This window comes from Azospirillum largimobile, from assembly GCF_977007025.2.
Genome location: NZ_CDRMUA020000005.1, coordinates 209174 through 231639, shown reverse-complemented (window position 1 = coordinate 231639; position 22466 = coordinate 209174). Strand labels below are relative to the sequence as shown.

The 22466-nt window shown below is 68.9% G+C and carries 24 protein-coding genes; 14 read left to right on the top strand and 10 right to left on the bottom strand.

Annotated elements, in window-relative coordinates:
* Position 1 precedes the first annotated feature (1 nt).
* Positions 2-448 (bottom strand): methylglyoxal synthase, encoded by a 447-nt coding sequence (locus ACWPKK_RS25800; RefSeq protein WP_452010123.1) that lies wholly within the window; start codon positions 446-448, stop codon positions 2-4.
* Between the two features lie 238 nt (positions 449-686).
* Here ACWPKK_RS25800 and kduI point away from each other — a divergent pair, with 238 nt between their 5' ends.
* The 3 genes from kduI (at position 687) to ACWPKK_RS25785 (ending at position 2761) form a co-directional block, all read left to right on the top strand.
* Positions 687-1523: a 5-dehydro-4-deoxy-D-glucuronate isomerase gene (kduI, locus tag ACWPKK_RS25795; RefSeq protein ID WP_452010121.1), complete on the top strand. Its 837-nt coding sequence runs from the start codon at positions 687-689 to the stop codon at positions 1521-1523.
* A 14-nt stretch (positions 1524-1537) separates the two neighbouring features.
* Positions 1538-2311 (top strand): 2-dehydro-3-deoxy-D-gluconate 5-dehydrogenase KduD, encoded by a 774-nt coding sequence (gene kduD / locus ACWPKK_RS25790; RefSeq protein WP_452010118.1) that lies wholly within the window; start codon positions 1538-1540, stop codon positions 2309-2311.
* A gap of 72 nt (positions 2312-2383) precedes the next feature.
* Positions 2384-2761, top strand: coding sequence for a cupin domain-containing protein (locus tag ACWPKK_RS25785; protein ID WP_310115277.1), 378 nt, complete (start codon positions 2384-2386; stop codon positions 2759-2761).
* A 45-nt stretch (positions 2762-2806) separates the two neighbouring features.
* Here the strand turns inward: ACWPKK_RS25785 and ACWPKK_RS25780 are convergent, their stop codons facing one another.
* On the bottom strand, positions 2807-3589 hold the full coding sequence (locus ACWPKK_RS25780) for a GntR family transcriptional regulator (protein ID WP_452010114.1): 783 nt from the start codon (positions 3587-3589) through the stop codon (positions 2807-2809).
* Between the two features lie 310 nt (positions 3590-3899).
* Here ACWPKK_RS25780 and uxaC point away from each other — a divergent pair, with 310 nt between their 5' ends.
* From uxaC to ACWPKK_RS25760, 4 genes are all read left to right on the top strand, one after another.
* Complete coding sequence (gene uxaC, locus ACWPKK_RS25775; protein ID WP_452010111.1) at positions 3900-5300, top strand: glucuronate isomerase; 1401 nt, start codon at positions 3900-3902, stop codon at positions 5298-5300.
* A gap of 186 nt (positions 5301-5486) precedes the next feature.
* On the top strand, positions 5487-7010 hold the full coding sequence (locus tag ACWPKK_RS25770) for a UxaA family hydrolase (RefSeq protein ID WP_452010108.1): 1524 nt from the start codon (positions 5487-5489) through the stop codon (positions 7008-7010).
* Positions 7011-7052: 42 nt separating this feature from the next.
* Complete coding sequence (locus ACWPKK_RS25765; RefSeq protein ID WP_452010105.1) at positions 7053-8027, top strand: DMT family transporter; 975 nt, start codon at positions 7053-7055, stop codon at positions 8025-8027.
* Positions 8028-8097: 70 nt separating this feature from the next.
* A complete protein-coding gene (locus ACWPKK_RS25760) occupies positions 8098-9018 on the top strand; it encodes a sugar kinase (protein ID WP_452010103.1) in 921 nt (306 codons plus the stop codon).
* A gap of 22 nt (positions 9019-9040) precedes the next feature.
* On the opposite strand, the gene ACWPKK_RS25755 is transcribed toward ACWPKK_RS25760, so the two are convergent.
* Complete coding sequence (locus ACWPKK_RS25755; RefSeq protein WP_452010100.1) at positions 9041-9592, bottom strand: TetR/AcrR family transcriptional regulator; 552 nt, start codon at positions 9590-9592, stop codon at positions 9041-9043.
* A gap of 139 nt (positions 9593-9731) precedes the next feature.
* On the opposite strand from ACWPKK_RS25755, the gene bdcA reads away from it, so the two are divergent.
* A complete protein-coding gene (gene bdcA, locus ACWPKK_RS25750) occupies positions 9732-10445 on the top strand; it encodes an SDR family oxidoreductase (protein WP_452010097.1) in 714 nt (237 codons plus the stop codon).
* 49 nt (positions 10446-10494) lie between these two features.
* Here the strand turns inward: bdcA and ACWPKK_RS25745 are convergent, their stop codons facing one another.
* On the bottom strand, positions 10495-10806 hold the full coding sequence (locus tag ACWPKK_RS25745; RefSeq protein WP_452010094.1) for a hypothetical protein: 312 nt from the start codon (positions 10804-10806) through the stop codon (positions 10495-10497).
* Positions 10807-10935: 129 nt separating this feature from the next.
* Complete coding sequence (ogt, locus tag ACWPKK_RS25740; protein WP_452010092.1) at positions 10936-11457, bottom strand: methylated-DNA--[protein]-cysteine S-methyltransferase; 522 nt, start codon at positions 11455-11457, stop codon at positions 10936-10938.
* Between ogt and ACWPKK_RS25735 the strand changes: the two genes are divergently transcribed.
* From ACWPKK_RS25735 to hydA, 6 genes are all read left to right on the top strand, one after another.
* Complete coding sequence (locus tag ACWPKK_RS25735) at positions 11456-11764, top strand: hypothetical protein (RefSeq protein WP_452010089.1); 309 nt, start codon at positions 11456-11458, stop codon at positions 11762-11764. The two genes, ogt and ACWPKK_RS25735, sit on opposite strands and share 2 nt — an antisense overlap.
* 36 nt (positions 11765-11800) lie before the next feature.
* Complete coding sequence (locus ACWPKK_RS25730) at positions 11801-13123, top strand: NAD(P)-dependent oxidoreductase (RefSeq protein ID WP_452010086.1); 1323 nt, start codon at positions 11801-11803, stop codon at positions 13121-13123.
* 17 nt (positions 13124-13140) lie between these two features.
* Positions 13141-14424: an NAD-dependent dihydropyrimidine dehydrogenase subunit PreA gene (preA, locus tag ACWPKK_RS25725; RefSeq protein WP_452010083.1), complete on the top strand. Its 1284-nt coding sequence runs from the start codon at positions 13141-13143 to the stop codon at positions 14422-14424.
* A gap of 39 nt (positions 14425-14463) precedes the next feature.
* A complete protein-coding gene (locus tag ACWPKK_RS25720) occupies positions 14464-15732 on the top strand; it encodes a Zn-dependent hydrolase (RefSeq protein ID WP_452010081.1) in 1269 nt (422 codons plus the stop codon).
* Positions 15733-15917: 185 nt separating this feature from the next.
* A complete protein-coding gene (locus tag ACWPKK_RS25715; RefSeq protein ID WP_452010078.1) occupies positions 15918-16628 on the top strand; it encodes a TetR family transcriptional regulator C-terminal domain-containing protein in 711 nt (236 codons plus the stop codon).
* A 14-nt stretch (positions 16629-16642) separates the two neighbouring features.
* On the top strand, positions 16643-18085 hold the full coding sequence (gene hydA, locus ACWPKK_RS25710) for a dihydropyrimidinase (RefSeq protein ID WP_452010075.1): 1443 nt from the start codon (positions 16643-16645) through the stop codon (positions 18083-18085).
* A 21-nt stretch (positions 18086-18106) separates the two neighbouring features.
* Here hydA and ACWPKK_RS25705 read toward each other — a convergent pair whose 3' ends face one another.
* Genes ACWPKK_RS25705 through ACWPKK_RS25685 form a run of 5 tightly spaced genes read right to left on the bottom strand, consistent with a single transcriptional unit; the run spans position 18107 to position 22460 of the window.
* Positions 18107-18349: a hypothetical protein gene (locus ACWPKK_RS25705; protein WP_452010073.1), complete on the bottom strand. Its 243-nt coding sequence runs from the start codon at positions 18347-18349 to the stop codon at positions 18107-18109.
* Positions 18349-20547 carry a chemotaxis protein CheA gene (locus ACWPKK_RS25700; protein ID WP_452010070.1) on the bottom strand — a complete coding sequence of 733 codons (2199 nt, stop codon included), beginning with the start codon at positions 20545-20547 and terminating at the stop codon, positions 18349-18351. The genes ACWPKK_RS25705 and ACWPKK_RS25700 overlap by 1 nt, the downstream gene beginning before the upstream one ends.
* The gene (locus ACWPKK_RS25695; protein ID WP_452010068.1) at positions 20544-20942 is read right to left on the bottom strand and encodes a response regulator; all 399 of its coding nucleotides are present in this window, start codon (positions 20940-20942) and stop codon (positions 20544-20546) included. The genes ACWPKK_RS25700 and ACWPKK_RS25695 overlap by 4 nt, the downstream gene beginning before the upstream one ends.
* Positions 20939-21817, bottom strand: a complete 879-nt coding sequence (locus tag ACWPKK_RS25690) for a CheR family methyltransferase (protein ID WP_452010065.1) — start codon at positions 21815-21817, stop codon at positions 20939-20941. The genes ACWPKK_RS25695 and ACWPKK_RS25690 overlap by 4 nt, the downstream gene beginning before the upstream one ends.
* Positions 21818-21821: 4 nt before the next feature.
* On the bottom strand, positions 21822-22460 hold the full coding sequence (locus tag ACWPKK_RS25685; RefSeq protein WP_452010062.1) for a HEAT repeat domain-containing protein: 639 nt from the start codon (positions 22458-22460) through the stop codon (positions 21822-21824).
* Positions 22461-22466: the final 6 nt, after the last annotated feature.

The following is a 22466-nucleotide window of genomic DNA, read 5'->3' as shown; positions in this document are numbered from 1 at the left end:
CTTACACCGTCCGGGTTTCGTAGTCGGTGAAGCTCGCCCTGCGCGGGATGTAACCGCTGGCGAAATGGGACGAGGACACGATCATGTCGGCGGTGGCCTCGTTGCAGGCCATCGGAATGTTGTACAGCGTGGCAAGGCGGGTCAGCGCCTTCACGTCCACGTCGTGCGGCTGGGCCGTCATCGGATCGACGAAGAAGACCAGCAGGTCGATCCGGCCCTCCGCGATCATGGCGCCGATCTGCTGGTCGCCGCCGAGCGGGCCGCTCTTCAGCGGGGTCACGTCGAGAGTGGGGTGGGCGGCGCGCACCTTCTGGCCGGTGGTGCCGGTCGCCCAGAAGGCGTTCCCGTCCAGCACCGCGATGTTGGCGCCGATCCAGGTGATGAGATCCGCCTTGCGGGCGTCGTGGGCGACGAGGGCGATGCGCTTGCGGGGCTGCTGGGCGGTCATGGATTTGGTCTCCGAGGAATGCCTCCATACTGATATATTAGATTGGCCGCAGGCGCAACGAAGGTGCCCCGTCCGGCCGGCTCGGCATAACATTCCCGCGATTTTGTCGCGCATTCTCCGCCCGCTGAAATGTCCGGACTTCCATCATTAGGGCTTGCTCGTTTTACTAGTATATTAGTATGATCGGGGCAGACTTGCCGAATTGCCGGCCATCCCGAAATCGAAGGACCTGATCGACATGAAAATCTCCGTCCGGCACGCCTCCCACCCCGATGCGGTGCGCAACTTCGATTCCGAGACGCTGCGCGACCACTTCCTGGTTCCGACCCTGTTCGAGGCGGACGAGACCGTCTTCACCTACAGCCACATCGACCGTTTCGTCGTCGGCGGCGCCATGCCGGTCGCCGGCCCGGTCAAGCTGGTGTCGTCCAAGGAGATCGGCTCGCCCAACTTCCTCGACCGGCGCGAGTTGGGCGTGGTCAATGTCGGTGGTCCCGGCCGTGTCACCGTCGACGGTTCCGTGTTCGAACTGGCGCCGCGCGATGCGCTCTATGTCGCGATGGGCAGCAAGGACGTCACCTTCGAAAGCCTGGACCGCCGCGAGCCGGCCAAGTTCTACCTGAACAGCACGCCGGCCCATGCGCGGTTCGAGACGATGAAGATCTCCATCGGGCAGGCCAAGGCCGTGCATCTGGGCGACCCGGCCCAGTCGAACGAGCGCACCATCTACCAGATGATCCACCCGGACGTGGTGCGCACGGCGCAGCTGGTTCTGGGCATGACCGTGCTGAAGCCGAACAACATGTGGAACACGATGCCGTGCCACACCCATGACCGGCGCTGCGAGGTCTATTTCTACTTCGACCTGCCGGAGGATGCCCGCGTCTTCCACCTGATGGGCGAGCCGGAGCAGACCCGCCACATCGTCGTCGCCAACGAACAGGCCGTGATCTCCCCGCCCTGGTCGATCCACTCCGGCGTCGGCACCCGCAACTACACCTTCATCTGGGCGATGGGCGGCGACAACCAGGACTTCACCGACATGGACTTCATCGCCATGGACCGCCTGCGCTGAGGGCCGACGCAGCCATGACCAAGTCCTTCGATCTGTCCGGCCGGACAGCGCTGGTCACCGGCGCCAACACCGGCATCGGTCAGGCCATCGCCGTGGCGCTGGCCGAGGCCGGCGCCGACGTGGCGGTGGCCGGCCGCACCCCGCCGGTGGAAACTCAAGGGATGGTGGAGCGCGCCGGCCGGCGCTTCGTCGCCATTTCCGCCGACTTCACCAGCATCGAGCCGGTCCCTCGGATCATGGAGGAGGCGGTCGCAGGTCTCGGCCATGTCGACATCCTGGTCAACAATGCCGGCCTCATCCGGCGCGCCGATTCCATCGACTTCAGCGAAGCCGACTGGGACGACGTGATGAACGTCAACATCAAGTCGGTGTTCTTCCTCTGTCAGGCGTTCGGCCGCCATGTCTTCGCGCGCCGGGCCGCGGGTGAGGACGCCAAGGGCAAGATCATCAACATCGCCTCGATGCTGTCCTTCCAGGGCGGCATCCGGGTGCCATCCTACACGGCCTCCAAGAGCGGCATCGCCGGCGTCACCAAGCTCCTGGCCTGCGAATGGGCGGGCAAGGGCATCAACGTGAACGCCATCGCGCCGGGCTATGTCGAGACCAACAACACCACGGCGCTGCGTGCCGACGAGGCGCGCAATGCCGAGATTCTGGCGCGCATCCCCGCCGGGCGCTGGAGCCTGCCGTCCGACATGGCCGGCCCGGCGGTGTTCCTGGCCTCCGACGCCTCGGACTATGTCCACGGCATCACCCTGCCGGTGGACGGCGGCTGGCTGGCGCGCTGACGTGAACCAACCCTCGCTGCCGTCCCTGTCCGGGGCGGCGGCGGGATCTCAGGGGAAGAAGGAAGAAAACCAATGACCACCGACGTGTTCGTGACCGCGGACGATATCCCCTGGCAGGATCTCGGCGCCGGGGTGCGGCGCAAGATCCTCGGCTACAACGACGCCATGATGATGGTGCGGGTGGAGTTCGAGGCCGGCGCCATCGGCGCGCAGCACCGCCACCCGCATGTCCAGTGCGCCGTGGTCGAGAAGGGCTCCTTCGACGTCACCATCGACGGCCGCACCAAGCGCCTGAACACCGGCGACGGCTATATGGTGCCGTCCAATGTGCTGCATGGCGTGGTGGCGCTGGAGCCGGGCGTTCTGCTCGACATCTTCACGCCCATCCGCGAGGATTTCCTGGGCGAACCGGTGGCCTACGCCGCCGCGGCCGACGCCACCCAGGCTTGAGCGCCAGTGGGCAACGGGGGCCGGGCCGGCCCCCTTGTCCTCGGCTCAGGCGAGGTCGCCGGGTGCGGTGAAGTAGCGCGGATAGTCGCGGCGGATGTCGGCGACCGAGATCTGCAGGTCGTCCAGATGTTCATCCAACGCCTTGGCGGCGGCGGCCGGATCGTTGGCCGCGATGGCATCGACGATGGCGGTGTGCTCGGCGATCACCTCCGCGACGCGGCCGAGCACCGGCAGGGTCAGCAGGCGGTAGCGGTCGATCTGCACCTTGGTCTGCTGGATCAGCGTCCAGAATCCGGGATAGCCGGCGATCTCCGCGACCAGTGCGTGGAACGCCTCGTCGGCCTGATGGAAGCCGACGAAGTTGGCGGCCTCCTGCATCTCCTTCTGCAACTCGAGATTGGCTCGCAGCGCTGCGATCTGGCTGCGCGTGGCACGCGCCGCGGCATAGCGCACCGTCGCCTCTTCCAGCGCCTTGCGGATGGCGAATGCTTCCGGCAGGACGTCCAGCGGGATGCGCGCCACGAAGGTGCCGGATTGCGGGAAAATCTCGATCAGCCCCTCGTCGGCCAGCTTCAGCACGGCTTCGCGGACGGGGGTGCGGCTGACGCCGTAGGCCTCGGCGATCTGCTTTTCGGCGATGGCATCGCCGGGCTTGCGCTTCAGCGATACGATCTCCGCCCGCAGGTCGCGGTAGATGCGCGACGCCACCGTCGCGGCGCGGCGCGGCGGGCGGACCGTCGCGGCCGGGGCCGCAGCGCGGCGGGCGGTTGCAGAGGCCAGGCCGCCTTCATCGTCTGTCGTCGCGACCTTCTTCACCGATGACTCCATTCCGGCAGGCGTGTAACGGGGCGGCAGTCTTCCGCCCCTGGGGCGTTCCTTGTTTCCCGCAATCTACCCGCCCCGCTTTACCAAGGTCAAACCCATCGCCAGCATCATGCCCGACCTTTTGCCCGGTTCGGGTGCGGCGACTGGGCGCAGGCCATAGGGGTCCCAAGAGGTGATCGGGAGCATGATTGGGCTTGCAATCATATCTGATATATTAATATTATACGACCAGCCGGTAGGGACGGTCCCCCGCACGGACCCCGCCTTCTCCCCACCCTGCTCTTGTCACTCTCTTGCAGCGCAGAGGCTTCCGATGCTTCACCCCGACCGTCTGTTCCCGAGCGACCCGACGCAGCGCGACATCGCGCGGCGCCTCTACGGCGAAGTCAGCGCCCTGCCGATCATCAGCCCGCACGGCCACACCGATCCGTCCTGGTTCGCGAAGGACGAGGCGTTCCCCGACCCGGCGAGCCTGTTCGTCAAGCCCGACCATTATGCCTTCCGCATGCTGTACAGCCAGGGAATTCCGCTGGAGCAGCTGGGCGTGCCGCGCAAGGACGGCGGGGAAACCTCGTCCGACTCGCGCGCCATCTGGCGCCTGCTGGCCTCCAACTGGCACCTGTTCCGCGGCACGCCGACGTCGATGTGGCTGACCCACGCCTTCGAGACGGTCTTCGGCGTCACCGAGCGTCTGAGCGCCGCCAGCGCCGACCGCATCTATGACCAGATCGAAGAGTGCCTGCGCAAGCCGGAGTTCCGTCCGCGCGCCCTGTTCGAGCGCTTCAACCTCGAAGTGCTGGCGACCACCGAATCGCCGCTCGACACGCTGGAGCATCACAAGGCGATCCGCGAGAGCGGCTGGAAGGGCCGGGTCATCACCGCCTTCCGTCCCGACCCGGTCGTCGATCCGGAGTTCGAGGGCTTCCGTGAGAACCTCGCCGAGCTGGCCCGCATCACCGGCAAGGACACGGCGACCTGGGACGGCTATCTCGCCGCGCTCGCCGACCGCCGCCTGTATTTCAAGAGCTTCGGCGCCACCTCGACCGACCACGGCCACCCGACGGCGGCGACTGCCGATCTGCCGCGTGCGGAGGCCGAGAAGCTGTTCGACATCGTCCGCCGCGGCGGCGCGACGGCAGAGGAAGCGGAACTGTTCCGCGCCCAGATGCTGACCGAAATGGCGCGGATGAGCCTGGAAGACGGTCTGGTCATGCAGATCCATCCCGGTTCCTTCCGCAACCACAACAACCTGGTGTTCGAGCGTTTCGGCCGCGACAAGGGCGCCGACATCCCGAGCGGCACCGAGTATGTGCGGGCGCTGAAGCCGCTGCTCGACCGCTTCGGCAACGAGCGCGACCTGACCATCATCCTGTTCACCCTGGATGAGGACAGCTATTCCCGCGAGCTGGCTCCGCTGGCCGGCCATTACCCGGCGCTGCGCGTCGGCCCGGCCTGGTGGTTCCACGACAGCCCCGAGGGCATGCGCCGCTACCGCGAGATGATCACGGAGACCGCCGGCTTCTACAACACGGTCGGCTTCAACGACGACACCCGCGCCTTCTGCTCGATCCCGGCCCGCCACGACGTGTCGCGCCGCGTCGACTGCAGCTTCCTCGCCCGCCTTGTGGCCGAACACCGGCTGGCAGAGGACGAAGCGGCGGAACTGGCTGTCGACCTCGCCTACCGCCTCGCCAAGAACGCCTACAAGCTGTGATTGGTTGAGCTTTAAGACCAGCGAAGCCCCTCTCCCTTGATGGGAGAGGGGTTGGGGTGAGGGTGGCGCCGGCCACTGCCGGCCTTAAACCCGCTCCCGCCCTTGTCGGGCGGGCCGCACCCCTCACCCCAACCCCTCTCCCGCAAGGGGAGAGGGGCCTGCAAGTCTCCTCAAGGACATCTTCCCATGGCATCGCTGACCATCCGCCTGCACCCCGCCGACAACGTCGTCGTCGCCGGCGCCGACCTGGAGCCCGGCACGAACCTGCCCGGCACTGACGTCGCGACCACCGGGCCGGTGCCGGCCGGGCACAAGGTCGCGGTGCGCGCCATCGCACTGGGTGAACCGGTGCGCAAATACAATCAGGTCATCGGCTTCGCCACCGCGGCGATCCAGCCGGGCGACCATGTCCACGTCCACAACATGGGCATGGGCAGCGACTTCGAGCGCGATTACGCCTTCGGCGCCGACGTGCATCCGGTCGAGCCGATCACGGAGGCCGAGCGCGCCACCTTCCAGGGCATCGTTCGCCCGGACGGCCGCGTCGCCACCCGCAACTACATCGGCGTGCTGACCTCGGTGAACTGCTCCGCCACCGCGGCGCGGATGATCGCCGACCATTTCCGCGGCTCCGCGCTGGCAGCCTATCCCAACATCGACGGCGTCGTCGCGCTGACCCACGGCTACGGCTGCGGCATGGCCGGCAGCGGCGAAGTGATGGACACGCTGCGCCGGACCATCGCCGGCTATGCCCGCCACCCGAACTTCGCCGCGGTGATCCTGCTGGGCCTCGGCTGCGAGGTGAACCAGATCGACAAGCTGATGGAGGCCACCGGGCTTGAGGCAGGATCCCGCGTCATCCCCATCGGCATCCAGGACATGGGCGGCACCGCCGCCGCCGCCCGCGAGGGCATCCGCCGGATCGAGGCGCTGCTGCCGGAGATCAACGACGTCACCCGCCAGACCCTGCCGGCCAGCCACCTGACGCTGGCTCTGCAATGCGGCGGCTCCGACGGCTATTCGGGCATCACCGCCAACCCGGCGTTGGGCTATGCCGTCGACCTGCTGGTCCGCAACGGCGGCACCGCCGTGCTGAGCGAGACGCCGGAGGTCTATGGCGCCGAGCATCTGCTGACCCGCCGCGCCGTCCGCCGCGAGGTGGGCGAGGCGCTGGTCGAGCGCATCGGCTGGTGGGAGGAGTACACCAGCCGCACCGGCGGCGAGATGAACAACAACCCGTCGCCCGGCAACAAGAAGGGCGGCCTGACCACCATCCTGGAAAAGTCGCTGGGCGCGGTCGCCAAGGGCGGCACCACCCCGATGACCGCCGTCTACCGCTATGCCGAGCCGATCACCGACAAGGGCTTCGTCTTCATGGACACCCCCGGCTACGACCCGGTGTCGGCGACCGGCCAGGTGGCGGGCGGCGCCAATGTGCTGTGCTTCACCACCGGCCGCGGTTCGGTCTTCGGTTGCAAGCCGACGCCCAGCCTGAAGCTGGCGACCAACAGCGAGCTGTTCCGCAAGATGCCGGACGACATGGACATCGACTGCGGCGCCATCGCCAGCGGCGACGCCTCAATCGAGGAAATCGGCCGCGCGATCTTCCAGCTGGTTCTCGACACCGCGTCGGGCCGCAAGACCAAGAGCGAGGAACTCGGCGTCGGCGCCGATGAATTCGCTCCTTGGCAGATGGGAGCGGTTATGTAAGGGGTCCGCCCCCTTTTTCATGACCGATGACGAGCCGGCGCCATGCCTGACAGTTCCACCCCGCGCACCAGTGTTGAATCCGGTCCCGAACCGGTGAACGCGCCGCAGACCCCGATCCAGCCAACTGGATCGGGGGCCAGGGGCACGGAGCCGATGCGGGCGATCCTGCTGGTGGTGCTGGCGGTGGCCTGCCTGTCCTGCTCCGACGCCACGGCGAAATATCTCGCCCGGACCCTGCCGCCGGCCGAGATCGCCTGGATGCGCTATGTCGTCTTCACCGCGCTCGTGATGCCGCTGGCTCTGCGCGGCGGCTCGCTGCGGGTGCTGAAGACGACGCGGCCGGGGCTGCAGGTGCTGCGCGGCATGGGCATGCTGGGCTCGGCCCTGTTCTTCATCATGGCGATGCAGCATCTGCCGCTGGCGGAGGCCGCGGCAATCAGCTTCGTCTCGCCCGTCTTCGTCACCGTGCTGTCGATCCTGCTGCTGAAAGAGACGGTCGGCATCCGCCGCTGGGTGGCGCTGCTGGTCGGGCTTGCCGGCGTCATCATCGTCATCCGGCCGGGGGCGGACGGCTTCCAGCCCGCCTCGCTGCTGCCGATCCTGACCGCCTTCAGCTGGGCTTTGGGCTTGGTGGCGACGCGCAAGATGACGGTGCAGGAGAACCCGCTGACCACCATGGTGTGGAGCGCGCTCACCGGCCTGATCGTCCTGACGGCGCTGCTTCCGCTGCATGCGGCATGGCCGACGCCGTGGGAGATGCTGCTCGGGGTCTTCATCGGGCTGGTCTACACCCTGTCGCAATGGCTGCTGATCCTGGCCTACCGCCAGGGCGAGGCATCGGTGCTGGCGCCCTTCACCTACGTCCAGCTGATCTGGTCGACCGCGCTCGGCTTCCTCGTCTTCGGCGCCGTGCCCGACCATTGGACCTTCGTCGGCACCGGCGTGATCATCGCCAGCGGCCTCTACACCGCGCACCGCGAACGGATGCGGGCACAACTACGCCGCTCCGCGGCGTGATGAATGGTCCGCCGATTAGCGGCGTCATGACTGATTTGCCGGGGCGATCCCCGGCTTGTGGAGAAGAAACATGACCGACACGCCCAACCGCGTCGCCGCGCTCGGCGAATGCATGATCGAGATGTTCCGGCGGCCGGACGGGTCGCTGACCATGGGCTTCGGCGGCGACACGCTGAACACCGCGGTCTATCTGGCGCGTCTGGGCACGCCGGTCGACTATGTCACCGCGCTTGGCGACGACAGCATCAGCGACGGCATGGTGGCCGCCTGGGCGGCGGAAGGCGTCGGCACGTCCCATGTCCTGCGGGTGCCGAACCGCCTGCCCGGCCTCTACCTGATCGAGACGGATGCCAGCGGCGAGCGCCGCTTCCTCTATTGGCGCGACAAGGCCCCGGCGCGCGAGCTGTTCGCCCTGCCCCAGACGCCGGAGCTGTCCAAGGCGCTGGAGGGCTACGGCATCGTCTACCTGTCCGGCATCAGCATCGCCATCCTGGGCGAAGAGGGCCGCGAGCGGCTGTTCGAGGTGCTGCAGCGGGTGCGGGCGCGCGGCGGCAAGGTCGCCTTCGACACCAACTGGCGCCCGCGCCTGTGGCCGGACATCGAGACCGCCCGCGTCGCCTTCGACCGCATGCTGCGGCTGACCGACATCGCGCTGCCCGGCGTCACCGACTTGCGCGACCTCTATGGCGACGCCGATGCCGACGCCGTGCTGGCCCGCGTCCGCAACGCCGGCGTCACCGAGATCGTCCTGAAGCTGGAGCAGCCCGGCTGCGTGGTGATCGAGAATGGCGAAGCCGTCGAGGTCCCCGCGCAGAAGGTCGCCACGGTGGTGGACACCACGGCGGCCGGCGACAGCTTCAGCGCCGGCTATCTCGCCGCCCGCCTGCGCGGCGAAGGCCCGGTCGATGCCGCCCGCGCCGCCCACACGCTGGCCGCCGCCGTCATCCAGCACCGCGGCGCCATCATCCCGCGCGACGCCATGCCGGCCTGACCGCCGGTATCGGCACGCCGGATCAGCCTTCCGCCGCCAGTTCGCGGCGGAAGGCGCTACCCGCCATTTCTGCGAAGGCGGTGAGCGCCGCCTCGTCCGCGCCGTCGCGCGCCGCCGCCGACATCCCCTTCATCGCGATCGCCACGAAGTCGGCCAGCTCGCCAGCCCGTTCCGGCGCCTCCCCGGCGATGAAGTCGCGGATCGCCGACACGCCGGCCTTCCTCAGTGCCTCGGCCAACGCGCAGGCCTCCGGATCGGCGCTGTTGCGCGCGCCGTCGAGCACGAGACAGCCCGCCACCCCGTTCCGCTCCGGATAGAGCCGCGCCGCCAGCAGCAGCGTGCGCTCGATCACCTCGGCCACGCTGCCTCCCTCCGCCTGCGCCCGCGCGAAAATGTTCGCCTCCCCCGCCGCATAGCGCTGAAGCGCCCGTTCGAACAGCCCGGCCTTGCTGCCGAAGGCCGCATAGAAGCTCGGCGGCTTGATTCCCAGCTCCGCTCCCAGCTCGGCGACGCCCACGGCGTCGTAGCCGCGCGCATGGAACAGCTTCATCGCGGTCTCGACCGCCTCGTCCACATCGAACGACCGCCGCCGTCCGCGTGCCCCGGACGATTCCCTTGGGGATAATTCTGTAGCGACCACTATATTTTCTCCTTGCGCAAACCCCCTGCCCAATTTTATATAGCGCTCACTACATTTTCTCAAGGAGCGCATCATGGGTGAGTTCACCGGCCGCAAAGTCCTGGTCCTCGGCGGCAGCCGCGGCATCGGCAAGGCCATCGTCCGCCGCTTCGCCAAGGCCGGGGCCGAGGTTGCCTTCACCTATGCCGGGTCGAAGGACGCCGCCGACGCGCTTGCCGCCGAAACCGGCGCGGAGGCCATCCGCACCGACAGCGCCGACCGCGATGCCCTGATCGCCACCGTGGCCGACCGCGGCGCGCTCGACGTGCTGGTCGTCAATGCCGGCACGGCGATCATCGGCGATCCGCTGACTTTCGATCCCGACGCCGTCGACCGGATGATCGACATCAATGTCCGGGCGCCCTACCACGCGTCGGTCGAAGCGGCCCGGCGCATGAACGACGGTGGGCGCATCATCGTCATCGGGTCGGTCAACGGCGATCGCGTGCCCTTCGCCGGCGGTGCCGCCTACAGCATGACCAAATCGGCGGTGCAGAGCATGGTGCGCGGTCTCGCACGTGACTTCGGCCACCGCGGCATCACCGTGAACGCCATCCAGCCGGGTCCGACCGACAGCGACATGAATCCGGCCGACGGGCCGATGGCGCCGGCCATGCGCGAGTTCATGGCCATCAAGCGCCACATCCACGCCGACGAGGTCGCCGAACTGACCGCCTACGTCGCCGGTCCGCATGCGGCGATGATCACCGGCTCGTTCCAGACCATTGATGGCGGCTTCGGCGCCTGACCGTCGGCACTCAAAAAAAATTGGGGGACGGTGCTCGTCCCCCGATTTTTTATTTCTGCTGATCCTTGCGCGAGGCGCCCATGCCGCCGGTGGCGTCCGGCAGCGGCGTGTGGCCGGTATTGCCGGTGCGGTGCTGCGGGTCGTCGCCGGCCTGCGGCGTGTTGCCGGGCGACATGGCGTCGACGGCACGCTTGATCCGCTCGCCGCCCTCGCGCGCCTCCTGCTCGTGACCGGACAGATCGCCTGCGGCCTTGTCCTTTGCCTGATCGATAGCGTCCCTCATGCGATCATCGTCGCGTCCCTTTCCACCCTGGGCCTGATCCTGCCCACCGGCTTGGTTCTGGTCGTTCCGGTTGTCCATCGACGCTTCCTTCCCTGGGGTGACGGCACCGCAGACTGGTCAGAAAATGGGCCGGCCGCGGCACTCCTCCCTCAACAACCGGGCCGGAGCCGCAAAGTGTGCTGTGCAGAAGCGGTATGGACCACTCCCCTACCGCACGGCCGCACCTTCATGGGCCAGCAGCCAGCGCTTGCGCTCCACCCCGCCGCCATAGCCGGTCAGCGCCCCGGCGGAGCCAATCACCCGGTGGCAGGGCACCACGATGCTGATCGGGTTGGCGCCGTTGGCATGCCCCGCCGCCCGCACCGCCGCCGGACGTCCGGCCAGCGCCGCCAGTTCGCGGTAGCTGACGGTGCCGCCGCAGGGGATGGCGCGCAGCGCCGCCCACACCGCGCGCTGGAACGGCGTCCCGCCGGTGCGTACCGGCAACCGGTCGATCACCGCAAGCTCGCCCGCGAAATAGGCATTCATCGCCCGCGTCAGTCCGCCCGGATCGGCTGCCTGCCGCAACTCATAGCCGCCGGGATGATGCAGGCGCAGCAGCCGGTGCAGCCGATCCTCATGGTCGGTCCAGTCGATGGCCCGCAAGGCGCCCTCTTCATCCGCGACGACGATCAACTCGCCGATGGGCGTGGCGGTGCGGTCGATCAGCAGGCTGGAGACAGCGGACATGGCGACACCCCTATCCCTGATGCATAGGCGCGCTGCCGAAAATGAAGGCATCGCCTTTGCGGCGCAACTCTTTGATACGGCGCAATTTCCTATCCCCTGCCTGCGCCGTTCAACGGGTTTTCTTGCGCATCGCCGCCAAAAGAGGCTCCAAAAGGCTGAGTTGCGTGCAATCCGCATGGCTGGCATGATCGAACCATGCCTGTCCATACCGTCAATTCTTGACCGAACAGTCAGCTTTTCCGCCGCCTCCGTGCCTTGGCAGTGCTGGTTGGTTCTGTTGGCACGCGGGTTGCTGACGCTTCGGTAGACACGCCGCTCTGCGACCGAAGGGAAGCCATCCGCCATGACCCTGATCGCTACGCTTGCCGACAGCCCAAAACCCGACGCGGACCGTCCGCCCTCGCCCTACGCCGACCTGACGCCGGCGATGACGCCGGTGCAGGCGCTGGCCGAGTCCAACCGCTGCCTGTTCTGTTACGACGCCCCCTGCATCAAGGCCTGCCCGACCGGGATCGACATCCCGGCCTTCATCCGCTCCATCGCCACCGGCAACCTCAAGGGTGCCGCGACGACGATCCTGTCGGAGAACATCATGGGCGGCACCTGCGGCCGCGTCTGCCCGACCGAGACGCTGTGCGAACAGTCCTGCGTGCGCAACCGGGCGGAGGACCGCCCCGTCGCCATCGGCCGGCTGCAGCGCCACGCCACCGACCGCCTGATCGACGGCGAGCCGGCCCACCCCTTCGCCCGCGCCGCCGCCACCGGCAAGCGCGTGGCCGTGGTGGGCGCCGGCCCGGCCGGCCTGTCCTGCGCCCACCGCCTCGCCACGCTCGGCCATGAGGTGACGGTGTTCGAGGCCAAGGCAAAGTCCGGCGGCCTCAACGAATACGGCCTCGCCCCCTACAAGATGGCCGACGATTTCGCCCAGCGCGAGGTCGCCTTCATCCTCGGCGTCGGCGGCATCAGCGTGGAACATGGCCGCAAGCTTGGCGCCGACCTGTCGCTGGACAGCCTGCGCGCCGATTACGACGCGGTATTCCTTGGGCTCGGCCTCGGCACCAACAACCGGCTCGGCATCCCCGGCGAGGAGCGTGCGGGTGTGGAGGACGCCACCGCATTCATCGAGCGCGTGCGTCAGGCGCCCCCCGGCCAGCCGCCGGCCGTCGGCCGCAGCGTCGTGGTGATCGGCGGCGGCAACACCGCGGTGGACGCCGCCATCCAGGCCAAGCGCCTGGGCGCGGAGGACGTCACCCTGGTCTACCGACGCGGCCGGGCCCAAATGGGCGCCACCGCCTGGGAGCAGGAGTTGGCCCAGACCGAGGGCGTCGTGCTGAAGACCTTCGCCGCCCCGAAGGATATCGGCGACACCACCATCACCTTCGAGCGCACCCGCCTGACCGACGGCAAGCTGATCGGCACCGGCGAGACCTTCACCCTCCAGGCCGACATGGTGCTGAAGGCGGTGGGGCAGAAGCTGTCGGCCGACGCGCTCGACGGCCTGGAGGTCACCGGCGGCAAGATCGCCATCGACGATGCCTACCGCACCACGTTGGCCAAGGTCTGGGCCGGCGGCGATTGCGTCGCGACGGGCGAGGATCTGACGGTCCAGTCGGTGCAGGACGGCAAACTGGCCGCACTCGCCATCCACAGCCACCTGACCGCCTGAGGAAAGGGAGCCACATCATGGCCGATCTTCGCAGCACCATCGCCGGCATCCGCTCCCCCAACCCCTTCTGGCTGGCGTCGGCCCCGCCGACCGACAAGGCCTACAACGTCGTCCGCGCCTTCAAGGCGGGCTGGGGCGGCGTGGTGTGGAAGACACTGGGCGAGGACCCCCCGGTGGTCAACGTCTCCAGCCGCTACGGCGCGCATCTCGACACCGACCGCCGGATGATCGGCTTCAACAACATCGAGCTGATCTCCGACCGGCCGCTCGACGTGAATTTGCAGGAAATCATCCAGGTCAAGCGCGACTTCCCCGACCGCGCCATGGTCGTCTCGCTGATGGCGACCATGACGGAGACGGCCTGGGCCGGCCTCGCCCGCCGCATCGCCGAGACGGGGGCCGCCGACGGCCTCGAACTCAACCTCGGCTGCCCGCACGGCATGTGCGAGCGCGGCATGGGCTCCGCCATCGGGCAGGTGCCGGAGATGGTGGAGCAGGTCACCCGTTGGGTGAAGAACGCCGTCAACCTGCCGGTGATCGTCAAGCTGACCCCCAACATCACCAACATCCTGTGGTCGGCGGAAGCGGCCAAGCGCGGCGGCGCCGATGCGATCTCGCTGATCAACACGGTGAACTCCATCGTCGCGGTGGATCTCGACGCCATGGCGCCGACCCCGGTTGTCGACGGCAAGGGCAGCCATGGCGGCTATTGCGGCCCGGCGGTGAAGCCGATCGCGCTGAACATGGTGGCGGAGATCGCCCGCAATCCGGAGACGCGTGGAATGCCGGTCAGCGGCATCGGCGGCATCACCACATGGCGCGACGCGGCGGAGTTCCTGGCGCTGGGCGCCACCAACGTCCAGGTCTGCACCGCCGCCATGACCTACGGCTTCAAGATCGTCGAGGACATGATCGGCGGCCTGTCCAACTGGATGGACGAGAAGGGATACCGGACCCTGGACGAGCTGAGCGGCCGCGCGGTGCGCAACGTCGTCAACTGGAACGACCTGAACATGAACTTCTCGACCAAGGCGGTGATCGACCCCGCCTTGTGCATCGATTGCGGCCGCTGCCACATCGTCTGCGAGGACACCTCGCACCAGGCGATCCGCATCGACGCAGGCGAAGGCCGCCGCGTCTTCACCGTGGTCAACGAGGAGTGCGTGGGCTGCAACCTGTGCAGCCACATCTGCCCGGTGCCGGACTGCATCACCATGGTGCCGGAGCAGACTGACCTGCCCTACGTCACCTGGCCCAACGACGCCCGCAACCCGATGCGCGTTCCCGAAGCCGCTGAATAATAAGCCGTCTCATAAGAACGACGTTCAGGAGAGAGCAACATGTCCACCCCGCAGAATGTCGCCGTGAACGGCTCGCGCCTGTGGCAGAGCCTGATGGACATGGCGCAGATCGGCGCCACGCCCAAGGGCGGCGTGTGCCGGCTGGCGCTGACCGACCTCGACAAACAGGGCCGCGACCTGTTCGTTCGCTGGTGCGAGGAGGCCGGCTGCACGGTGTCGGTCGACAAGATGGGCAACATCTTCGCCCGCCGCCCCGGCCGCGACGACAGCCTGCCCCCGGTCATCATGGGCAGCCATCTCGACAGCCAGCCGACCGGCGGCAAATATGACGGCGTCTATGGCGTGCTGGCCGGGCTGGAGGTGGTGCGCAGCCTGAACGACATGAACTACGTCACCGAGGCTCCGGTGGAGGTCGCGGTCTGGACCAACGAGGAAGGCTCGCGCTTCGCCCCGGCCATGGTGTCGTCCGGCGTCTTCGCCGGGGTGTTCGACCTCGACTACGGCCTGTCGCGCGCCGACCTGGACGGCAAGACGATGGGCGAGGAACTGGCCCGCATCGGTTATGCCGGCGATAGGGAGGTGGGCGGCCGCAAGGTCGGCGCCTATTTCGAGGCCCACATCGAACAGGGTCCGATCCTGGAGATCGAGGGCAAGACCATCGGCGTCGTCACCGATTGCCAGGGCCAGCGCTGGTACGAGATCACCTTCACCGGCCAGGAGGCCCATGCCGGCCCGACCCCGATGGTCCGCCGCAAGGACGCGCTGCTGGGGGCCGCCCGCGTCGTCGATGCGGTCAATCGCATCGGCCTGAAATACGGCCCGCTGGCCTGCGCCACGGTGGGGCTGATGCAGATCCACCCCAACAGCCGCAACGTCATCCCCGGCCGCGTCTTCTTCACCGTCGATTTCCGCCACCCCGACGACGCCATCCTCGCCGCCATGGACGGCGAACTGCGCGCCGAGGTGGAGCGAATCGCCGGGGAGATCGGGCTGGAGAGCGATTTCCAGCAGATCTGGTACTACGCCCCGATCAAGTTCGACGAGACCTGCGTCGCCGCCGTCCGCAAGGGGGTGGAGCGCACCGGCCACAGCTTCCGCGACATCGTCTCGGGCGCCGGCCACGACGCCTGCTATTTGTCGAAGGTCGCGCCGACGGCCATGGTCTTCATCCCCTGCATCGACGGCATCAGCCACAACGAGGTCGAGGAAACGACGCCGGAATGGTCGACCGCCGGCTGCGAGGTGCTGCTGCACGCCGTGCTCGACCGAGCCAACGCCATGGCCGAGCAGGCAAAAGCCCCAGCGTGATACGCTCCCTCTCCCGTCTCGGGAGAGGGAAGGGGCCCGCCGCGAAGCGGTGGGAAGGGTGAGGGGGATTGCAAGAATCCCGAACCGCATGGCTTTGTGCCTAACCCCTCACCCTCCCCACTTCGTGGGTCCCCTCCCTCTCCCGGGGCGGGAGAGGGCACTTAGCAACAGCAATGGCGAAAGCGATGGCGCGAACGGCTGCCGACACCACCGACACCACGTCGCCCCAGGGCCGCATCCGGCGTGAGAACGTCGAGCGCATCCTGAAGGCGGCCGAGCGCGTCTTCGCCGAGGCCGGCTGCGCCGGCGCCACCATGGCCGACATCGCCGAGCGGGCCGGCCTGCCCAAGGCCAACCTGCATTATTATTTCGGCACCAAGGAGGACCTCTACCGCGCCGTGCTCGACAACATCCTGCGGATGTGGCTGGCGCCGATCGCCTCCTTCACCCCCGATGCCGATCCGGCGGCGACGCTGACCGCCTACGTCACCGCCAAGATGGAGGCGTCGCGCACCCGTCCCCATGCCTCCAAGGTCTTCGCCAACGAGATCCTGCATGGCGGGACCCAGGTCGAACGCTTCCTGGCGGAGGACCTGAAAGCGCTGGTCGACGCCAAGGCGGCGGTGATCGACGGCTGGGTCGCCGCCGGCCGCATGGCCCCGGTGGACGCCCGCCAATTCCTGTTCATGATCTGGGCGGTGACCCAGCATTACGCCGACTTCGACGTCCAGATCCGCAAGGTGCTGGGCCGCCGCAGCCTGACCCGCCAGGACTTCGCCGCCATGACGGCGGAGGTGCTTCGGCTGGTCCTGCGCGCTGCCGGCCTGCCGGAACCGCAGATATCCGAACCACAGACAACCGAAACGCCCATCGACTCCGCCCAACCAATCCTCTGAGGGAGCGCCCGAGCATGTCCACCATCCTGATCCGCGGCGGCACCGTCGTCACCGCCGAGCACACCCGCCGTGCCGACGTCCTCTGCCAGGACGGCATCATCACCGCTGTGGGCGACACTCTCGACGTGCCGGCGGGGGCGGAGGTGGTCGATGCCGGCGGCTGCTACGTCATGCCCGGCGGCATCGACCCGCACACCCACATGGAACTCCCCTTCATGGGCACGGTGACGACCGAGGATTTCTTCAGCGGCACCGCCGCCGGTTTTGCCGGGGGCACGACGATGATCATCGACTTCGTCATCCCCAACCCGAAGCAGAGCCTGATGGAGGCCTATCACACCTGGCGCGGCTGGGCGGAGAAGGCGGCCGGCGACTACAGCTTCCACGTCGCGGTGACGTGGTGGGACGAGAGCGTGCGGCAGGACATGGGCACGCTGGTCGCCGACCATGGGGTGAACAGCTTCAAGCACTTCATGGCCTACAAGAACGCCATCATGGCCGACGACGAGACGCTGGTGAACAGCTTCCAGCGCTGCCTGGAACTGGGCGCCATCCCCACCGTCCATGCCGAGAACGGCGAGTTGGTCTTCCAGCTGCAGAAGAAACTGCTGGCCCAGGGGCTGACCGGTCCGGAGGCGCACCCGCTGTCCCGCCCGCCGGAGGTGGAGGGCGAGGCCGCCAACCGCGCCATCCAGGTGGCGAAGGTCTTCGGCGTGCCGGTCTACATCGTCCATGTCTCCGCCAAGGAGGCGCTGGAGGCGATCGAGCGCGGCCAGACCGGCGGCCAGCGCGTGTTCGGCGAGGTGCTGGCCGGCCATCTGCTGATCGACGACAGCGTCTACCGCAACCCCGATTGGGACTTCGCCGCCGGCCATGTCATGAGCCCGCCCTTCCGCCCCAGGGAGCATCAGGACGCGCTGTGGCGCGGCCTGCAGGCGGGGCATCTGCACACCACCGCCACCGACCATTGCTGCTTCTGCGCGGAGCAGAAGGCGATGGGCCGCAACGACTTCACCAGGATCCCGAACGGCACGGCGGGCATCGAGGACCGCATGACTGCGCTGTGGACGCACGGCGTCAACAGCGGGCGGCTGACGATGAACGAGTTCGTCGCCGTCACCTCCGCCAATGCCGCCAAGATCTTCAATCTCTACCCGCGCAAGGGCTCGGTCAGCGTCGGGGCCGACGCCGATCTGGTGGTGTGGGACCCGAAGGCGACCAAGACCATCTCGGCCAAGACCCAGATGCAGAAGGTCGGCCTGAACATCTTCGAAGGCATGACCGTCACCGGCACCCCGGCCTACACGCTGAGCCAGGGCCGCATCGTCCACGCGCTGGGCGAAAGCCGTGCGGTGCGCGGTGCCGGCCGCTACGTCAACCGCCCTGCCTTCCCGCCGGTCTACGAGGCGGTGTCGAAGCGCAACGCCCTGAACGTCCCAGTGGCGGTGGAGCGGTAAGCCGGCGGGCGAAGGTCGGCTTCACCCGGCCTTCGCCAGGAGCGGCCCGACCCAGCGGGCCAGGAAGGCATCCTCCGGCGCTGCCGCCAGCGCTGGCCTTGCCGCCAGCAGCAATTGCAGCAGGGCGGTGTGCAGCTCGGTACAGGCGGACAAATCCACCCGCGGCGCTGCCGCCGTTTCCAGCCATTCGGCGAGCGGCAGCGCCTCTTCCGCCGTGCAGGCGGCCTCGAACCAAGCGAGGTCGGAGTCGAACCGGACCGGCATCACAGCAGCTCCCGCAAATCGAGCACCAGGATCAGGCGGCCGTCGCCCAGCACGGCGGTGCCGGCATAGCCGCGCAGGCTGCGCAGCACGCCGGTCATCGGGCGCAGCACCACGTCGGCACGCTCGCCGACATCGTCGACCGCCACCGCGACCGGGCCGTCGCCCAGTTCGGCCAGAACCACGCAATCCGCCTCGCGGACACGGTCGTCCTCCGACTGGCCCAGCAGGCGGCGCAGCCGGACCAGCGGCACCACCCGGTCGCGCAGCACCACGCTCTCCGCCCGCTTGACCGCGCGGATGGCGGTGCGCGGCACCCGCTGGATACCGCCGACCAGTGCCACGGGAATGCCGTAGAGGGCGCCCGCCGCCTCCACCACCACCACGCGGGTGATGCTGAGCGTCAGCGGCAGGGACAGCCGCACCCGCGTTCCGGCACCGGGGGTGGACGCGATCTCCACCCGGCCACCGGCCCGTTCGACCGCCGCCCGCACCGCATCCATGCCGACCCCGCGGCCCGACAGGTCGGACACGGCGCCCGCGGTGCTGAAGCCGGGGGCGAAGACCAGCCGCACCGCGTCGGCGTCCGACAGCGCCGCGGCAGCGTCGGGCACCAGCAGCCCCTTGGCGACGGCGGCACGGCGCATCGCCGCAGGATCGATGCCGGCGCCGTCGTCCGACACCTCCACCACCACCCCACCCTTGTCCTGCAGCGCGCGGACCCGCAGGGTGCCGCCGGGCGGCTTGCCGGCGGCCGTGCGGCGGTCCGGCGGCTCGATACCGTGGTCCAGGGCGTTGCGCACCAGATGCAGCAGCGGCTCGCCCAGCACGTCGAGGATGTCCTTGTCGGCCTCCGTCTCGGCCCCTTCCAGCACCAGCTCCACCGTCTTGTCCAGCCGGCGGGCGGTGTCCCGCACCAGCCGCGGCAGCGGATCGAAGACGCGGGCCAGCGGCAGCAGCCGCAGGCGCAGCGCCGCATGGCGCAAATCGCCGACCAGCGTGTCCAGCCGGGCGGAAAAGCCCTTCAGGTCGCGCCGCAACTCCGTCGCCAACTCACCATCCTCGGCACGGCGCAGCAGCGGCCCGAGTTGCCCCTTCACCACCGACAGCTCGCCGACCAGGGCCATCAGCGCGTCCATCCGTTCCGGTTCGACCCGCAGGGCGCGGCGGGCGGCGGGTATGGTTGCCGGCGGCGCTTCGGCTGCGGCCGGACGGGCCGGCCCTTCGGCGAGGAAGCGGTGCAGCGTGCCGGCATCGGCACAGGCCGCCTCGATCATGCGCCGGTCAGCCGGACGCCCGAGCGATGCCAGGATCGCGGCGACCGCCCGCGCCACCGCGGCGCGCCGGGAGTCGCGCTCCACGACGCTGCCGGGCAACTCCAGAATCCGCCCCTGCTCCTCCAGCATGCGCGCTGCCAGCGACTCCGGTGGGGCCACGGCAATGGGAGTCACGGCCGGCTTTTCGGCCGGCTTCAGCGTGACGGCGGCGATGTGCACCTGATCCGGCACGCTGCGGAAGGCCGACCGCACCGCCTCCGGCTCGGCACCGCTCAGCGCGTGGAAGCGCAGGACGCAACGGTAAGGGTCCATCTCCGCCGGTGCCGGCAGCGGTTCGGCCGGCTCGATGCGCAGCAGCCGCAGGTCGGGCACCCGGCGGAACAGCGCCAGCGGGTCGTCGCCGATGAAGAAGCACTCCGGATCGGGCCGGTAGTCGATGGCGGTCAGCCGCCCCTCGCCCGCCGCCGCCCTCTCTTCTCCGGTCAGTTCCATCAGCCAGGGGAATGTCCCGGTCTCCCCACCGACGGCGGCCGTATTCTCCGCTGCCCCCTCCCCCGCAAGCCCGCGGACCAGCGCTTCGGCTGCGGACGGTGCGTCGTCGGGCAGCGCGCCGGCAGTCTCCAGCGCCGCCACCCAGCGGGCGCACTGGTCGAGCACGCGGAACAGCGGGTCGGCCAAGTCCGGCGTCATGGCGCGCCGGCCGTCGCGCAGAAGCGACAGCGTGTCCTCCCCGGCATGGACCAGCCGGGTGAAGGGCGCCATCTCGAACAGGGCGCTCGCCCCCTTCAGCGTGTGGAAGGCGCGGAACAGCTCGTCCACCGACGCGCGGTCGGCCGGGTCGCGCTCCAGCGCCAGCAGCGCGCCGCCCGCGGTCTCCAGCAGGTCCTGCGCCTCGACGATGAACTGGTCGAACAGCTCGCTCATGGCGCCCCCTCCGGTCCCGTGGGACGGCCCGTCAGCAGGCGTGCCGCCTCCACCAAAACCTCCGGCCGCGGCGGCTTCACGATGTACCAGTTGGCCCCGGCCAGCAGCGCCTGTTCGCGGTCGCTGTCCTTGGATTCGGTGCTGATCATAATGGCGGGCACGTCGCGCAGCGCCGGGTCGCGGCGCAGGACGCGCAGCATGGTGTAGCCGTCCATCTTGCGCATGTTGACGTCGACGATCACCAGATCGGGCGGCACGGCCATCGCCCGTTCCAACCCCTCGATGCCGTTCACCGCCTCGTCCACCACGAAGCCGCCGGCCTCCAGCACGCGGCGGCTGAAGGCGCGGACGGTCACGGCGTCGTCCACCACCAGGATGCGCGGCCCGGCCGTCATGGCGCACCTCCGCCCACTGGCTTCTGGTAGAGGATCGCATCGGGGAAGCGGCGCGGGACGAACAGCGAGGACATGCGGCTCATGCTTTCCGAATGGCCGAGGCAGATGAAGCCGCCCGGCGCCAGGGCATCGTGGAACATGCTCGCCGCCTCCCGTCGGCCAAGGTCGTCGAAATAGATCAGCAGGTTGCGGCAGAAGATCACGTCGATCCCGCGGAATCCACGCACCTGCTGCGGGTCGGCGATGTTGACCAGCGAGAAGTCGACGGACTCCCGCAAGTCCTCGATGATCCGCCAGCGCGGCCCCCCGGCCTCGGCCGTCCCGCGCATGGGCTGGAAATACTTGGCGCGCAGATGGGCCGGCAGCCCCTGCAGGGCGCGCTCGTCATAGATGCCTTCGCGCGCCCGTTCCAGCACCGCGCTGTCGATGTCCGACGCCAGCAGCTCGATCTCGTAATCGTCCACGCGGCCCCAGCTCTCCAGCAGCATGATGGCGATGGAATAGGGCTCCTCCCCCGTGGCGCAGCCGGCCGACCAGATGCGCAGCCGCGATCCCTTCGGCTTGTCCCGCACCAGCTCGTCCAAGACGGAGTTCACCAGGCAGTCGAACTGGTACTTCTCGCGGAAGAAATAGGTCTCGTTGACCGTCATCAGGTTGACGAGCCGCTGCAGCTCCTCTCCTGACGCCTGGAAGCGCAGCAGGTTCAGGTAGGCGCGCAGGCCCGTCGCGCCGACCGCCTGCATGCGGGCGGCGACGCGGCGGTCGACGAAATAGCGCTTGGCCTCGGTGAAGGACAGGCCGGTGCGATCCCGCAGGAAATCGCACAGGGTCGCATAATCCTCCGGCGACAGGCCGTCCGGTTCGCTCTCCCTCACGCGCTCACCCACCCCGGAAGCTGGAGCGGGTGGCGTCGACGGCGAAGGCGACGAAGGGATCGTCGGGGAAGCGCCGGGCCAGGGTTTCCAGACTGGACAGCGCCTCCGGACTGCCGGCCTCGGCCAGCGCCTCCACCGCGGCAAGGCCGACATTGACGTCGGCGTCCCGCTCCATCACCGCCGCCAGCCAGTCCGCCCGGCCGGGATGGGCAAGGCCGCCCAGCCCCTGCACCGCGAAGATGCGCAGGTCCGGGTCGGCATGGCCGAGCAGCGGCAGCAGGGCCGGAGCGGCGACATCCGCCGGCATCTGCTGCAGGCTTTCCAGCACGCCGTTGCGCAGGGCCGCGTCCTCGCGGTCGAGGAAGGGGAGCAGCGCCGCCGCCGCCTCGTCCGTCGCGATGCGGGCGAGCGACGTGAGGATCGCCTCCCGCACGCCGGCATCGCCCTCCGCCTCCAGCCGGCGGGCGAGCGCCGCGACGGCCCCCGGAGTGGCCGTATGGCCGAGTCCGTGGGCAGCGTCGCGGCGGACCGATGCGTCGGCATCCTCCAGCGCCGCCAGCGGATCGGCCATCCGATCGGCTTGCGCGTCGGACGCCGCAGGACCGGATGGCGTCGCGCCGGCCTTCTTCTTCACCAGTCCCATGGCGTC